The organism is Elusimicrobiota bacterium (assembly GCA_026388095.1).
Classification (GTDB): Bacteria; Elusimicrobiota; Elusimicrobia; order UBA1565; family UBA9628; genus UBA9628.
This window is the reverse complement of the sequence record JAPLKL010000051.1, coordinates 1-14,613: the sequence shown is the minus strand read 5'-3', so window position 1 is coordinate 14,613 and position 14,613 is coordinate 1. Positions and strand designations below refer to the sequence as shown.

Genomic DNA, 14,613 nt, shown 5'->3' with positions numbered 1-14,613 from the left:
TATTATAGCATTGGGGTCAGGTCTTGACATTTGACATACGCGTCTCCCGTCCGGATGTGTCCAATGTCAAGACCTGACCCTCTTAATGCAGGGTGTCGCGCAGGATTTTTAGGAAGAGGCCGGCGCAGACGAGGGCGACGGCGGGGCGGATGATCCGTCCGCTGTGGCGCAGGCCGAGGTGCGCTCCGAGCCAGTGGCCGGCCGCGCTGGCCGCGGCCATGGCCAGGCCGAGCGCGATGTGCAGGCGGCCGGAGATGAGGAAGACGGCCAAAGCCGCGAAATTAGTGGTGAGGTTGAGGAGCTTGGCGCGGCCGGTGGCGCCTAGAAGGTCGTGGCGGCACCAGCGCGCCAAGGCCAAGGCGAAGAAGGTCCCGGTGCCGGGGCCGAAGAAGCCGTCGTAGGCGCCGACCGCGGCGGAGATGGCGCAGGAGCGGTTCCTTAGGGTCTTCGGCTTGAGTTCAGCGCTGCGGTCTGACTGGCCGAACTCATGGCGGGTGAGCACGGCGATGGCGACCAGCGGGAGAGCGGCTAGCAGAAGGTAACGGATGAATGCGGCTTTGAGGCAGAGGGCGAGCCCGGCTCCGAGCGCGGAGCCGAGCGCGGCGCAGAAGAGCAGGGGGGCGAAGGGCTTGAGGGGCAAGCGCAGGCGGTGGAGGTAACGGCCGGCTGAGGCGATGGTCCCTAAAGAGGAAGAGAGCTTGTTGGTTCCCAGCAGCAGGGCTGGGTCCAGCCCTGCTGCTAGGTAGGCGGGCAAGGTGATGAGGCCGCCGCCGCCGGCCAGGGCGTCCACCACGCCGGCGAAGAAGACCAAAGTGGCGAGGACGAGCAGTTGGGTCACTGTGAAGTCGGCGAGCATCAGGAGAGATTATAGCTTCCCGGGGAGGGAGGTTGCCGCAATTCGCGGCAATCTCGATTTTCTCCTGCGGGACTAGGATTCGAACCGCCTAGCGGGACGAGGCGGATGCCAGCTCGATCTTCTTGATCTCCTGGGTGGCGCTGTTGTAGCGCAGGAGCTTGACCTTGTCGCCGGGCTTGACGTCGGAGAGCTTGGCCGATTTCTTGTCGCGCAGGATCTCGGTCGCGTCGGTCACCGTGAATTCGCGGCCTTTGGCGCCTTTGGCCTTGCTCTTCACCAACAGGCGGCTGGCGGAGAGCTCCACCGAGTCCACGCTGCCCGCCATCTTGGTCCAGCGGATGCGCCCTTCCGGCGTCTGCGGCGCCACCGCCGCGGCGATGGGCTTCGTTTTCTTGGCCGCTTTCTTGGGCGGGGCCACCTTCTCGGCGATGCGCTCGAGCAGGTCCCGCGACACGTCGCTCATCAAGGTGTAGTACTGCTTGCCGCGCTGGAAAGCGAAGACCTTGCCCGTGCTGGAGAGCCGCAAAGACCCCGGCGGCGAGAGCTGCGAGGAAAGCCGCATCGAGCCGCCGGCCGGCAGGCGCACCGGCTTGTCGGTCAGGAAGACCGAGAGCACGGCCAGCCCGTCCGTGAAGCGCAGGTGCCGGACGCTGTCCTTGCCCACGTCGAAGTAGTCCGCGCTCTCGAAGGCGAAGCCGCCGGGCAGCTCGTCGGGCAGCTCCGTCTCCCGGCCGGTCGCTTTCTCCAGCTCGTCGATGGACAGGAAATCCGGGGTCATGTCCTCGGTGACCGGAGTCGTCGAGTCCATCTGCAGCGCGAAGAGCGATTCGGGCAGGGGCGTCTTGAGGTCGAAATGGGTGAAGCGGGACCAGGCCGCGAACTGCTTCTTGGGCAGATATCTCCTGATGGAGAGGATGATCTGCGTCTCGGTGTCGATCCAGAGCAGCTGATGCGGCTTGCCCGCGACCATGGGCCGCAGGTCCAGCACCCAGGCCTTGCGGCCCGCCACCAGGTCGGGGCCGGTCACGGAGAGATGGTAGTTCCTGAGCAGGAGCCCCTTCTCCCGCTCCGGCATCATGAGCTTGGTCGCGCTGCGCATCGCCTCGCCCGGCACGGTCTTGCCCGGGCGCACCAGCAAGGTCGTCTCGTTGGAGCCGTCGCTGACCGCCACGCGCGAGGCGCTGCCGTCCGGGGCCAGGAACTCCCAGCGGTAGCGGTTGGTCGGGCTGTAGTAGACCTCCACCTCTTCGGCGCGGGTCTGCCGGCCGGACCACTCGGTCACCGTTAGGTGGCCGTGGTAGGGCCGGTCCGGGGCGCTCAAGGCAGCGTCGAGCAGGTATTGGGAATCCGGCGGCACGGGGACGCCGGCCCCTGCAGGGGCCGCCAGGAGCGTCAAGAGCAGGACAGTCAGGCTACTCCTGGTCTGGCGAATCCCCATAATAGGCGTTGAGCTGGGCGGAATAGTTGGCCGCCACCAGCTCGGTGGGCGGGACCAAAGCCTCGGCCGTGTAGCGGGAGTGGGCGGCGAGCAGGGGCTCCAGCGGGATGGATTGGTCGGGGGCGGCCCGGCGCGCGCCGAACCAGACCACGGCGAGCAGGGCCGCGGCCGCGCAGGCGCCGGCCGGGACCAGCACCGGCATGGGGGGCAGGAGGCGGTCGAGGACCTGCCGCCACAGAGGCCGCGCCAGGCGGCCCTCGATCTGGGCCACCAGTTCCGGGGGCATGGCCCGCCGGGGGGCCCGGGCCAGCAGAGACTTGGCCGCGCGCAGGGAGGCGTGCTCTTCGCGGCAGGAGGGGCAGGAGGCTATGTGCGACTGGACCGCCTCCGCCTCTTCCCCGCAGAGCTCCCCGTCGAGATACGCCGAGATCAGTTCGCCTTCGCCGTGTATTTTCATGAGTGTTCCACCTTCGTCTTCTGGAGTTGCGCGAAAGCCTTGCGCACCAGTTCCCGCCCCTGGTGCACGCGCGAGCGCACGGTGCCCACCGGGCAGGACATGATCTCGCTGATAGCCTCGTAAGAGAGCCCTTCCATGTCGCAGAGCGCCACCGCGGCGCGGTAGTGCGGCGGCAGCGAGTTCAAGGCCTTCTGTGCCATCTCGTCTTCCTCTCGGCGCAGCAGCCCCGAGTCGAGCTCGGGGTCCTGCCCCGGCAGAAGCTCGTCCCAGGACGTGTCCTCGCGGGGCGCCGGCGCGTCCAGCGACACGGTGTGGCTGTGCGCGTAGAGCCGGACCTCGTCGAGGTAAATGTTGTGCAGGATCTTGTAGAGCCAGCTCTCGAAAGGCTTGTCCGCGTCATAGGAGCCGAAATGCTCCCAGGCGCGCACGAAGGCCGCCGAGACCAGGTCCCGGGCATCCTGCTCGTTGCCCGAGAGGCGGAACGCGAAGTTATAGGCCTTCTCCCCGCACCGCCGGATCAATTCCGAGAAATCCCCGGAACCGCCCACCCCTTTATTACGGGCGAAAGGGCGAAAGGTTCGCGGGGTCACGGGGCCGTTTTGAGCCGCGCGCGCGCGCGGGCGCGGCGCAGGGCGAGCTGGATGAGCCGATGGACCAGCTCCGGGGTGTCGACCCCCGACTCCTTCCAGAGCCGGGGGTACATGCTGATGGAGGTGAAGCCCGGGATGGTGTTGACCTCGTTGAACCAGATCTCGCCGTTGCGGCGGTCCATGAGGAAGTCGGCCCGGGCCATGCCGTAGCCGTCCAGGACCCGGAAGGCCTTGAGCGCGAGTTCGCGGACCCTTCGGGCGGTCGGGGTCGGAATCGGCGCCGGGACCTTGAGTTTGGCCCCATCCGGGTCGAGGTACTTGGCTTCATAGGTGTAGAATTGGGCGTTGGGCGCTATCTCGCCGCAGATGGAGGCCTTGAGCTCCAAGGGTTCGCCCGGCCTGGCCCAGGGGTCCCCCAGGACGGCGCACTCGATCTCCCGGGCCGGCACGCCTTGCTCCATGACCACCTTGTCGTCATAGCGGAAGGCTTCGCGCAGGGCGGCCGCGAGCTCCGCCCTTTTCGTGACCTTGACCACCCCCACGGAAGAGCCCATGCGCGCGGGCTTGACGAAGATCGGCCAGCCCAGGCGCTTGGCCAGAGCCGCCGCGTGCTCCGGATGGCGGGCCACGGCGTAAGGCAGGATCGGCAGGCCGGCATGCATGCAGAGGCGCTTGGAGACCTCCTTGTCCATGCCCACGGACGAGCCCAGGACTCCGCAGCCCACGTACGGGACGCCGGCGACCTCCAGGAGCCCCTGCATGGTGCCGTCCTCGCCCAGAGGGCCGTGCAGGACCGGGAAGACCGCGTCCGCGGCGGCGAGGACCTCGAACGGCGCGGCCGGCCGGGAGCCGGCCAGCAGGGCATCTTCGCTGGCGCCCACGTGGTCGGTGAGGAGTCCGCGCCGGGAGCGCCGCCAGCCGCCTTTGCGGTCGATGTAGACCAGCTTGGCTTCATAGCGGCGGGGATCGATGTTGGAAAGGACCGTGCGCGCGGAGACCAAAGAGACCGAGTGCTCGGCGGACTGCCCGCCGCAAAGGACCAGGACGCGGAGTCTTTTCAAGATGACCTCCTCAGGGTTTGACCCACATCCACACGCCGATGGCGATGAAGGCCGTGGCCGCGATGCGGTGCATCGTCTCCGGCGGCACGAAGCGCGCCGCGACCTGGCCGAAGAGCACCCCGATGGCGGTCACCGCGGTCATGGCCAGGCTCGCGCCCAGGAACACCGCCCAGGGCTTCTTGGTCGATGCCGTCATGGTGACCGCGACCAGTTGGGTCTTGTCCCCGAATTCGGCCACGAACACGGCCGCGAAGGCTTCCCACAGCACTTTCATCATCTTCGGTTCAGATCCTTGGCCAGGCCGTCGAGCGCGGCCGCATAGGCGGAATAAGTGCCGGGGTCGAAGAGCACGAACACCGCTTCCCCGATAGAGCCGGCTCCTGCCGCCAGGAAATCGGCCACTGCGCGCAGGGCCACGGCCGCGGCTTGGTCCACCGGATAGCCGTAGACCCCGGTCGATATGGAGGGGAAGGCGACGGTCCTAGCGCCGCGTTCGGCGGCCAGCGCGAGGCTGGTCCGGTAGGCGCTGGCCAGCAGATCCGCCTCCTTGCCGCCTCCGCCGCGCCAGACCGGGCCCACGGCGTGGATGACCCACTTGGCGGCCAGGGCCCCGGCGCCGGTCGCGACCGCGCTGCCCGCGGGGCAGCCTCCCCGGGGGCGGACGCGGTCGAGTTCCGCCATGATGGACGGCCCGCCCGCGCAGTGGATGGCGCCGTCCACGCCCCCGCCGCCCGCCAAGCGCGAGTTCGCAGCGTTGACCACGGCGTCCGCCGGGACTTTGGTGATGTCCCCGGGCATGAGCCGGATGCGGGCCGCTCCTACGGCGAGCTCGGCGGGCATCCTAGTGTGCGGTATCGGCCTTCTGAAGCAACTCCAGGACCTTGGCGACGAAGACCTTGCGGTCGAACGGCTTGACGAGGACCTCTTGAGCCCCAGCGTCGCGGGCCCGCTGCGCGGCGTCGACGTAGCCGGTCAGGACCAGCACCGGGATGCGGCTGGACTCCGGGACCCGGCGCAGCCTGTCCAGGAGCTCCAGCCCGCTCATGCCCGGCATCATGATGTCCAAGATGATGAGGTGCGGGACCTGGTTCTGGATGCTCTCCAGGGCCTCGAAGCCCGAGTTGGCCATGGCCAGCTCCAGGTTGTCGCTGATGGCGGCGACGAAGAGCTTGATGATCTCGATGATGTCGGGATTGTCTTCCACGATGAGCACCCGCTTCTTCTCCACGGGCGCGGCCTGGGCCACCACGGTTTCCGGGGCCTCGGGCTGGGTCAGCGGCAGATCCACATGGGCGGTGCAGCCCTGGCCGGGCTGCGGGGACTCCAGCCAGATGCTGCCTCCGTGCAGCTCCACGGTCTGCCGGGAGATGGCCAATCCCAAGCCCAGACCGGTCCGGCGCCTGGTTGGCCCGCGCGTGGCGGCGGTGGCGAAATCTTCGAAGATGTGCGGCAGGAGCTCCGGGGGGATGCCGGGCCCCTGGTCCTCCAGCATCATCCAGGCGCGGCCCTCGGAGGCGCCCACGGCCAGCCGGATGAGGCCGCCCTTGGGGCTGAATTTGATCGCGTTGGAGAAGAGATTGGCGCAGACTTCAACGAAGGCGGCGGCGTCGGCCATGACCCAGACGGGGCTCTGGGGCAGGGCCAACTCCAGGCGCAGCTCCTTGCGCTCCAGGTCCTTGGCGGCTCTCTGGGCGCAGTCCCGCCAGAGCTCGCGCAAGTCCGTGGGCTTGAGGGTCGCGAGCTGGCGTCCCTCCAAGGTCTCTCGCGCGCGCAGGATCTGGTTGAGGGTGGCGAGCAGCTCTCGGGAGCGCGCGGCGATGGACTCCGCGGCTTTCCTCTGCTCGGCCGTGAGGTCCCCCAATGTCCCGTCCTGAAGGCTGTGCGCGTAGCCGAGGATCACGGTCAGCGGCGCGCGCAGCTCGTGGGAGACGTTGGCGATGAATTCGTTCTTCATCTGGTTGACCTGGCGCAATTCCATGTTCTGGTTGACCAGGTTGCGGGTCTCCACGAGGCGGCTCAGGATGGGGCCGAAATCGGTGCGGGGCAGGTCCCCCCGGACCAGGCAGTCCAAGGCGCCTTTCTTCATGGCCGACACCGCCCAGGCCGTGTCGGGCTCGGCGCTGGTGACGATGACCGCGGACTTGGGATGGAGCTGGCGGACCCGGTCCAGCAGAGGCAGACATTCTCCTTCCGGCAGGCGCCGGGCCAGGAAGACCAGATCATAACTGCGTTCCTTCAAGGCCGTCGTGGCGGCCGCGAAGTCTGCGGCCTGGCCGATGGTCAAGGACCAGCCGGGGGCGGCCTGGAGACGGCCCTGGAGCTCGGCGCGGTCTCGCTCGTCGCGGTCCACGATGAGGACCGCGAGGGATTCCACTTTCAGGTTCATGGCCTGTATTCTACCACCCTTGATTCGACGGTGCAATAAAGTTATTCTAAATGCCCCCTGCTTCCAGGGGCCAATCCTCTATAATGACGGACAGACCCAGTCCCATTCATCCGGACGTGGAGAAGGTCCTTATCGACCCGGCCGCCCTGCGCAAGCGCGTGCGCGAGCTGGGGGCGGAGATATCCCGCGACTATGCGGGCCGCCATCCGACCTTGCTCGGCATACTCAAGGGCTCGGTCGTATTCCTGGGCGACCTGCTGCGCTCCATCACCTTGGACTGCTCCGTGGACTTCCTCAGCGTCTCGTCCTACTCCGGGCGGGGTTCGACCGGAGAGGTGCGCATGCTCCTGGACCTGCGCGAGAGCGCCGCGGGCAAGGACCTCATCATCGTCGAGGACATCATGGATTCGGGCCTGACTCTGCACTACCTGCTCGACAGCCTCAAGAACCGCGGCCCGCGGTCCTTGGAGGTCTGCACTCTCCTGGACAAGCCGGACTGCCGCAAGATCGCCGTGACGGCCAAGTACGTGGGCTTCCCCATCGCCAACGAGTTCGTGATCGGCTACGGTCTCGATTACAACGAGAAGTACCGCAACCTGCCTTATGTCGGGGTGCTCAAGAGTGGAAAATAAGAACATCAAGCAGCTCATGATATGGGTCCTGGCTTTCGTCCTGCTCATCGCCCTCTTCCAGAACCTCAAAGGCCCTCAGACCGAGACGGAGATCCCCTACTCCGTCTTCAAGGCCAAGCTCCGCCAGGGCCTGGTGACGGACGTCAAGGTGCGGCCCGACCTCATCCGCGGGGATTTCAAGGCGGAGAACGGGCAGGCCGAGCACTTCCGGACCCTGCCCATGCCCGACACCAAGCTGGTCGAGGACCTGGAGACCAACAAGGTCCAGATCTTTCAGGGCGAGCCGGACCGCAGCTGGCTGACGGGCCTGCTGGTCAACGTCGGCTGGATCCTGCTGCTGTTCGCGCTCTGGTGGTTCTTCGTCATCCGCCAGGTCCAGGTGGGGGGCAAGCAGGCCCTCTCCTTCGGCCGCAGCAAGGCCCGGCGCATAGACGACAAGAAGAAGGAGACCACCTTCGCGGACGTGGCCGGCTGCGACGAGTCCAAGGAGGAGCTCCAGGAGATCGTGGAGTTCCTCAAGAGCCCGGAGAAGTTCGAGAAGCTCGGCGGCAAGATGCCCCGCGGCGTGCTGCTCTTCGGCGCGCCGGGGACCGGCAAGACCCTTCTGGCGCGGGCCGTGGCCGGCGAGGCCGGCGTGCCCTTCTTCTCGGCCTCGGCCTCGGAGTTCGTGGAGATGTTCGTGGGCGTGGGCGCTTCCCGCGTGCGCGACCTCTTCGACCAGGCCAAGAAGGCCGCCCCGGCCGTGATCTTCGTCGACGAGCTCGACGCGGTCGGCCGCCACCGCTTCGCCGGCATCGGGGGCGGGCACGACGAGCGCGAGCAGACCTTGAACCAGCTGCTCATCGAGCTCGACGGCTTCGAGCAGAACCAGGGCGTCGTGCTCATCGCGGCCACCAACCGGCCGGACGTCATCGACCCGGCCCTGCTGCGGCCCGGCCGCTTCGACCGGCAGATCGCCATCCCCCTGCCGCACCTCAAGGGCCGCGAGGAGATCCTCAAGGTGCACGCGCGCAAGATCAAGATGGGCCCGGACGCGGACCTCTCGGTCATCGCGCGGCGCACGCCCGGCTTCTCCGGCGCGGACCTGGCCAACGTGATCAACGAGTCGGCCCTGCTGGCCGCGCGCAAGAACAAGACCGGCGTCGAGCTCGCCGACCTCGAGGAGTCCATCGAGCGCGTGGTGGCCGGCCCCCAGCGCAAGTCGCGCATCATGTCCGACGCCGAGAAGAAGATCGTGGCCTACCATGAGTCCGGCCACGCGGTGGTCGCCAAGCTCCTGCCCGCCACCGACCCGGTGCACAAGGTCTCCATCGTCTCCCGCGGCCACGCCTTGGGCTACACCCTGCAGCTGCCCAAGGAGGACAAGCACTTGACCTCCCGCAGCGACATCCTCAACCGCCTGGCCGTGCTCCTGGGCGGCCGCTGCGCCGAGGAGCTGGCCTTCTCCGAGATGACCACGGGCGCGGCCGACGATCTGTCCAAGGCCTCGGCCTACGCCATCCGGATGGTCACGGAGTTCGGCATGAGCGACAAGGTCGGCCCGCTCTCGCTTAAGGAGCCGGACCGCGAGATCTTCCTGGGCCGCGATATCTCCCAGGGCGCCGGCTATTCGGAGAGCACGGCCGAGCTCGTCGACTCCGAGGTCAAGCGCATCGTGATGGAGGCCCACTCCAAGGCCCGGGAGTTGCTGACGGCGAACCGCAAGAAGCTTGATGTCCTGGCCGCCAGGCTCATAGAGGTGGAGTTCCTTTCCGGAGATGAGATCGATGTCCTGTTCCAAGGCGCCGCCGCTTAAGCGAGTTCCGATGCCGAAGACATCGGAACAGGATTTTTGGGCGCTCCTTAAGCGGCCTAGCCGCAGCCCCTTGGTCATGGGCATCGTGAACGTGACGCCGGATTCCTTCTATGCCGGCAGCCGCTTCAAGACCGGGGTGGCGGCCGACGAGGTCCTGCGCCAAGTCGAGGCCGGAGCCGACCTGGTGGATATCGGCGGACAGTCCACGCGGCCGGGCTCGGACCCCGTCGCGGTCGAGGAGGAGCTGGCGCGCACCGTCCCGGTCTTCGAGTCCCTGGCCGGCCGGGTGACGGCGCCGCTGTCCATCGATACGGACAAGGCGCGTGTGGCGCGCGAGTGCTTGGCCGCGGGGGCCATGATCCTCAACGACGTCTCCGCCTTGCGCGGCGACCCGGCCATGGCCGAGGCGGCGAAGGCCGCGCCGGCCGTCATCCTCATGCACCGCGGCGGGGACTCGCCCAGGACCATGCAGGACGCTCCGCAGTACGGCGACGTGGTGGGCGAGGTCAAGGCTTTTCTGGCCGAGCGGCGCGAGGCCTTCCGTCTGGTGGGCGGCGACCCGGCGCGGGTCCTGTTCGATCCGGGCATCGGCTTCGGCAAGGATCTTGACCACAATCTCTCTTTGCTCAAGCATCTGCGGGAGCTATCGGGGCTCGGCCCCCTGGTCTTAGGCGTCTCGCGCAAGTCCTTCCTGGGGCGGGTGACCGCGGATTCCGGCCCCCAGGACCGGCTGGAAGGGTCGCTGGCCGCCGCCTGCTGGGCCGCCTTGCAGGGGGTGAGGGTCCTGCGCGTGCACGATGTGCGGGCCACCAGGCGGGCCCTGGCCGCTCTCGACGCCATCCTGGGGGCGGTCTAGACATGCCCCATCTCTTCGGGACCGACGGCGTGCGGGGCATCCCGGGCCGTTATCCCCTGGACGAAGGCACGGTGGCCGAGATCGCGGAGACCGCGGCGCGGCTGCTCCTGGCGCGGGGCTCGCGCAACGGGGCGCGGCCCATAGTGCTCATGGGCCGGGACACGCGCGGCTCGGGCCCGGCCCTGGGCCGCTGGCTGGTGGAGGGCTTCGCCGCGGCCGGCTGCCGGTCTTTGGATCTGGGAGTGGTTCCCACGCCCGCGGTCGCCTACCTGACTCCCCGCACGGGAGCCCTCTGCGGAGCCGTGGTCTCCGCCAGCCACAACCCGGCCAAGTTCAACGGCATCAAGTTCTTCACCAGCGACGGCTACAAGATGTCCCCGGCGCTAGAGGAAGAGGTCGAGGCGGGCCTCTCGCCCGAGGGTCGGGCCCGTCCACGGCGGCGCGGCGTCCGGGCCGAGGACGGGCGGGCCCTCGTGCGGCGCTACGAGGACTTCCTGCGCAGCACCTTCCCCGCGACGGAGGACCTCTCGGGCCTGCGCGTCGTGCTGGATTGCGCCAACGGGGCGGCCACCCGCATCGCGCCGCCGCTCTTCGCTGGTCTGGGAGCGCGAGTCCTGACTTTGGGCTGCGGCCCGGACGGCCGCAACATCAACTTGGGCTGCGGGGCGCTGTATCCGCAGCGCATGCAGGCCGCGGTCCGGCGCCTGCGCGCCGACTGCGGGATCTGCTTCGACGGCGACGCGGACCGCGCCATCTTCGCCGATGAGAAGGGCCATCTCCTCGACGGCGACAACCTCGTCTGCCTTTCCGCCTTGCGCCTGCACCGCCTGGGGCTGCTGCGCGGCTCCAAGGTCGTGCTCACGGTCATGTCCAATTTCGGGCTGGTCCGGTTCTTGGAGCGCCGCGGCATCTCCGTGGAGTCGGTCCCGGTCGGGGACCGTAACGTGACCGAGGCGATAGAGGCCGAGGACCTGAGTCTCGGCGGCGAGGCTTCGGGGCACATCATCTTCCGCGCGTTCGCCTCGACCGGAGACGGCATCCTGACCGCCCTGCAGACTCTGGCCGCCCTGCGCGAGTCCGACGGGCGCTTGAGCGCCTACCGCAAGCTCTACCGCCCCATGCCTCAGCTCATAAAGAACCTCTCTGTGGAGCGCAAGGTGCCGCTGGATAGGCTGCCGCACCTCAATGCTTTGGTGGGCCGCTGCGAGCGGACGCTCAAGGGCGAGGGGCGGGTCTTCCTCAGATATTCCGGGACGGAACCCTTGCTGCGCATCATGATCGAGGGCCCCAGCCGCCCCCGCATCGCAATCATGGCCCGACAGTTGGCGTACGCTTACCTCGACGAGACGGGCCAACAGGAGTCGACCCTATGAAGACCAACGCTGTGAAGCTCGGAGTCAACATCGACCATATCGCCACCCTGCGCCAGGCGCGCCGGGACGTGGATCCCGACCCGGTCGCCGCGGCCCAGGTCTGCCGGCAGGCGGGAGCCGACCTGATCGTCTGCCACCTGCGCCAGGACCGCCGGCACATCCAGGACGCGGACCTCTTCAAGCTCTGCGAGCTGAAGGGCGAGACGCACCTCGAGATGGCGGCCGTCCCGGAGGTCGTCGCCCTCGCCTTGCGGGCCAAGCCGGACTCGGTCTGCATCGTCCCGGAGGGCCCCCGCGAGGTGACGACCCAGGGCGGCCTCAACCTCAAGACCCAGGCCAAGGCCGTGGGCCAGGCCATCGCCAGGCTCAAGAAGGCCGGCATCGAGGTCAGCCTCTTCATCGACCCTGAGGCGGCCAGCGTGCGCGTGGCCAAGTCCCTGGGCGCGGACGCCGTCGAGCTGTGCACCGCGGCCTACGCCGAGGCCAAGGGCAAGCACCGGCGCTCGGCCGAGCTGGAGCGGCTCGAGCTGGCCGGTTATCTGGCCGACGAGATGGGTCTGGTGCTGCACGCGGGGCATGGCCTCGACTACCACAACGTGCGCCCGATCGCCCGGATCCCGAGGCTGGGGGCGCTCAACATCGGCTTCTCCATCATCGCCCGCTCGGTTTTCGTTGGTCTTAAGACCGCCGTTCTGGAGATGAAGCTGCTTCTGAGCTAGGCTCATGTGCGGCATCGTCGGCTACGCGGGGCGAAAGCAGGCCACGCCCTTCATCCTGGAGGGCCTCAAGCGCCTCGAGTACCGCGGCTATGACTCGGCCGGGATAGCCGTGGCCGAGGGCGGGGTGATCACGCGCTGCCGCGCGGCCGGCAAGCTCGTCAATCTGGAGAATCTCCTCAAGAAGGCCCCCCTGCCGGGCTCCGTGGCGCTGGGCCACACGCGCTGGGCCACGCACGGCAAGCCCTCCGAAGAGAACGCCCATCCCCACTGCGACTGCACGGGCGAGCTGGTGGTCATCCACAACGGGATCATCGAGAACTATGTGGAGATCCAGGAGCGGCTCGAAAAGGCGGGCCACAAGTTCGCCTCGGAGACCGACACCGAGGTGGTCGCCCACCTCATCGAGGAGAAGCTCAAGGGCCTGCACCGGCCGGGCGCGACCCCGGGCTTCGCCGAACCCGCGCTCTTCGAGGCCGTGCGCTTGGCCCTGGGCGAGGTGAAGGGAGCCTACGCCCTGGCCGTGCTCTGGGCCAAGGCTCCGGGGGTCATCATCTCGGCCAAGACCGCCTCGCCGCTCATCATCGGCCTGGGCGAGGGCGAGAACTTCCTGGCCTCCGACGTCCCCGCTTTCCTGGCCCACACCCGCAAGGCGGTATTCCTGGAGGACGGGGAGATGGCCGTGGTCAAGGCCGACGGCTGCCGCTTCTTCTCGCTGGCCGGCAAACGGCTGGAGAAGGCCCCGGTCACGATCCAGTGGGACCGGACCATGGCGGAGAAGGGCGGCTACCGCCACTTCATGCTCAAGGAGATCCACGAGCAACCCACCGCGTGCGAGGACACCCTGCGCGGCCGCTTCTTCCCCCTGCGCGACGGCATGCTCCAGCGCGAGGCGGGCATACCGGCCGCCGCGCTCAAGTCCATGCGCCAGGTCCACTTGGTCGCCTGCGGCACCGCCTACCACGCGGCCCTGGTCGCCAAGTACTGGCTGGAGGAACTGACCGGCGTGCCGGCGCACGCGGAGACGGCCTCCGAGTTCCGCTACCGTCGGAGTACATTGAGCAAGGACGATCTGGTCATCGCCATCAGCCAGTCCGGCGAGACCGCCGACACCTTGGCCGCGGTGCGCAGCGCCAAGGAGAAGGGCGCCAAGGTCCTCTCCATCTGCAACACCTTGGGCGCGGCCATCCCCCGCTCCGCCGATTACAACCTCTACACGCACTGCGGCCCGGAGCTGGGCGTGGCCTCGACCAAGGCCTTCATCGGCCAGATGTCGGCCCTGGCCGTCTTCACCATGCACGCGGCCCTGGCCCGGGGCGCCATGAGCGAGACGGACGCGCGGGAGCTGGTGGACCAGCTGGTTCGCCTGCCCGGGGACATCCGCGCGGTGCTCAAGCTCGACCCTCAGATCCTGGACATCGCGGGCCGGTTCCACAAGAAGGGGCATTTCCTCTTCATCGGCCGCGGTCTCAACTACCCCATCGCCCTGGAAGGTGCGCTCAAGCTCAAGGAGATCTCCTACGTGCACGCGGAGGGCTACGCGGCCGGCGAGATGAAGCACGGCCCCATCGCCATCATCGACGAGGAGGTCTCCATCGTGGCCATCGCCACGCGCGCGGCGACCTACGACAAGATGGCGTCCAACTGCCAGGAGGCCAAGGCCCGTGGGGCGCAGGTGATCGCCTTGGTGACGGAGGGCGCGCCGCCCCTGCCCGGGGCCGACTACCAGATCAAGCTGCCGCCGGTGCCGGAGCTGCTCTCGCCGATCGTCAACGTCGTGCCCCTGCAGCTCTTCGCCTACCACATCGCGGACCTGCGCGGCTGCGACGTGGACCAGCCGAGGAACCTGGCCAAGAGTGTCACCGTCGAGTAACCTGCCGTCCTGGTCGCACTTCTCCCGGCCTCAGCACGTGGGGACGCGGTCCTTCGTGCTGGGAGTGCTCGTGGGCATCCTGATCGCGCTGCTGCCATGGGAGCCTGTTTTCGTTTGGCTGGCCGGCCGCTTCGACTTGGCCCGCGCCCGCCACGAGGAGCAGAAGTCCCTCTCGCCCCAAGCCGCGCTGGCGTACCGGCTCGATCTGACTTATGAGCAGGTCGCGGCCAAGCCGCAGGATTTCGTGGGCAAGCCGGTGGTCTGGTGCGTGGACCATCCGGATCCGAACGTCTCCTTCCTGGAAGGGCGACCTTCGCAGCCGTTGGTCTGGTCCAACGACGAGGCCGTGCTGCGCACGGGGCCCAAGGGCCACTGCACCAGGATGCTCGCCGTCGTCGAAGGCGCGGGCCTGCAGGGCGTGCGGCTGCGCTTCATCGGCTTGCCCTGACACCTCATGGAGATCGGGCTCGACATCGTGGAGGTGCATCGTATCCGCCGGGTGATCCGGCGCACGCCGGGTTTCCTGGCCCGGGTGTTCACCAAGGACGAGATCGCCTACTGCCGCGAGCATAAGGACCCT

15 protein-coding genes are annotated in these 14,613 nt (G+C 68.2%); 7 read left to right on the top strand and 8 right to left on the bottom strand.

The window, feature by feature from the left end; genetic code table 11:
- Positions 1 to 82: 82 nt before the first annotated feature.
- The 8 genes from NTY77_13380 to NTY77_13345 form a co-directional block, all read right to left on the bottom strand.
- Positions 83 to 856, bottom strand: coding sequence for a TSUP family transporter (locus NTY77_13380; GenBank protein MCX5796479.1), 774 nt, complete (start codon positions 854 to 856; stop codon positions 83 to 85).
- A gap of 88 nt (positions 857 to 944) precedes the next feature.
- The gene (locus NTY77_13375; GenBank protein ID MCX5796478.1) at positions 945 to 2,252 is read right to left on the bottom strand and encodes a hypothetical protein; all 1,308 of its coding nucleotides are present in this window, start codon (positions 2,250 to 2,252) and stop codon (positions 945 to 947) included.
- 16 nt (positions 2,253 to 2,268) lie between these two features.
- Positions 2,269 to 2,751: an anti-sigma factor gene (locus tag NTY77_13370; protein MCX5796477.1), complete on the bottom strand. Its 483-nt coding sequence runs from the start codon at positions 2,749 to 2,751 to the stop codon at positions 2,269 to 2,271.
- On the bottom strand, positions 2,748 to 3,299 hold the full coding sequence (locus NTY77_13365) for a sigma-70 family RNA polymerase sigma factor (GenBank protein ID MCX5796476.1): 552 nt from the start codon (positions 3,297 to 3,299) through the stop codon (positions 2,748 to 2,750). Before NTY77_13365 ends, NTY77_13370 begins: the two co-directional genes overlap by 4 nt.
- Positions 3,300 to 3,337: 38 nt before the next feature.
- Positions 3,338 to 4,405, bottom strand: a complete 1,068-nt coding sequence (locus NTY77_13360) for a D-alanine--D-alanine ligase (GenBank protein ID MCX5796475.1) — start codon at positions 4,403 to 4,405, stop codon at positions 3,338 to 3,340.
- 7 nt (positions 4,406 to 4,412) lie between these two features.
- On the bottom strand, positions 4,413 to 4,679 hold the full coding sequence (locus NTY77_13355) for a TMEM165/GDT1 family protein (protein MCX5796474.1): 267 nt from the start codon (positions 4,677 to 4,679) through the stop codon (positions 4,413 to 4,415).
- Positions 4,676 to 5,242: an O-acetyl-ADP-ribose deacetylase gene (locus NTY77_13350; GenBank protein ID MCX5796473.1), complete on the bottom strand. Its 567-nt coding sequence runs from the start codon at positions 5,240 to 5,242 to the stop codon at positions 4,676 to 4,678. The genes NTY77_13355 and NTY77_13350 overlap by 4 nt, the downstream gene beginning before the upstream one ends.
- 1 nt (position 5,243) lies before the next feature.
- Positions 5,244 to 6,788, bottom strand: a complete 1,545-nt coding sequence (locus NTY77_13345) for a response regulator (protein ID MCX5796472.1) — start codon at positions 6,786 to 6,788, stop codon at positions 5,244 to 5,246.
- A gap of 83 nt (positions 6,789 to 6,871) precedes the next feature.
- On the opposite strand from NTY77_13345, the gene hpt reads away from it, so the two are divergent.
- The 7 genes from hpt to NTY77_13310 are packed head-to-tail and all read left to right on the top strand — an operon-like array spanning position 6,872 to position 14,481.
- On the top strand, positions 6,872 to 7,420 hold the full coding sequence (gene hpt / locus NTY77_13340; protein MCX5796471.1) for a hypoxanthine phosphoribosyltransferase: 549 nt from the start codon (positions 6,872 to 6,874) through the stop codon (positions 7,418 to 7,420).
- A complete protein-coding gene (gene ftsH / locus NTY77_13335) occupies positions 7,410 to 9,215 on the top strand; it encodes an ATP-dependent zinc metalloprotease FtsH (GenBank protein MCX5796470.1) in 1,806 nt (601 codons plus the stop codon). Before hpt ends, ftsH begins: the two co-directional genes overlap by 11 nt.
- A gap of 10 nt (positions 9,216 to 9,225) precedes the next feature.
- Positions 9,226 to 10,071: a dihydropteroate synthase gene (folP, locus tag NTY77_13330; protein MCX5796469.1), complete on the top strand. Its 846-nt coding sequence runs from the start codon at positions 9,226 to 9,228 to the stop codon at positions 10,069 to 10,071.
- 2 nt (positions 10,072 to 10,073) lie between these two features.
- Positions 10,074 to 11,444, top strand: coding sequence for a phosphoglucosamine mutase (glmM, locus tag NTY77_13325; GenBank protein ID MCX5796468.1), 1,371 nt, complete (start codon positions 10,074 to 10,076; stop codon positions 11,442 to 11,444).
- Complete coding sequence (locus tag NTY77_13320; protein ID MCX5796467.1) at positions 11,441 to 12,163, top strand: pyridoxine 5'-phosphate synthase; 723 nt, start codon at positions 11,441 to 11,443, stop codon at positions 12,161 to 12,163. Before glmM ends, NTY77_13320 begins: the two co-directional genes overlap by 4 nt.
- A 4-nt stretch (positions 12,164 to 12,167) precedes the next feature.
- Positions 12,168 to 14,033: a glutamine--fructose-6-phosphate transaminase (isomerizing) gene (glmS, locus tag NTY77_13315; protein MCX5796466.1), complete on the top strand. Its 1,866-nt coding sequence runs from the start codon at positions 12,168 to 12,170 to the stop codon at positions 14,031 to 14,033.
- Positions 14,017 to 14,481 carry a hypothetical protein gene (locus tag NTY77_13310; GenBank protein MCX5796465.1) on the top strand — a complete coding sequence of 155 codons (465 nt, stop codon included), beginning with the start codon at positions 14,017 to 14,019 and terminating at the stop codon, positions 14,479 to 14,481. Before glmS ends, NTY77_13310 begins: the two co-directional genes overlap by 17 nt.
- Positions 14,482 to 14,613: the final 132 nt, after the last annotated feature.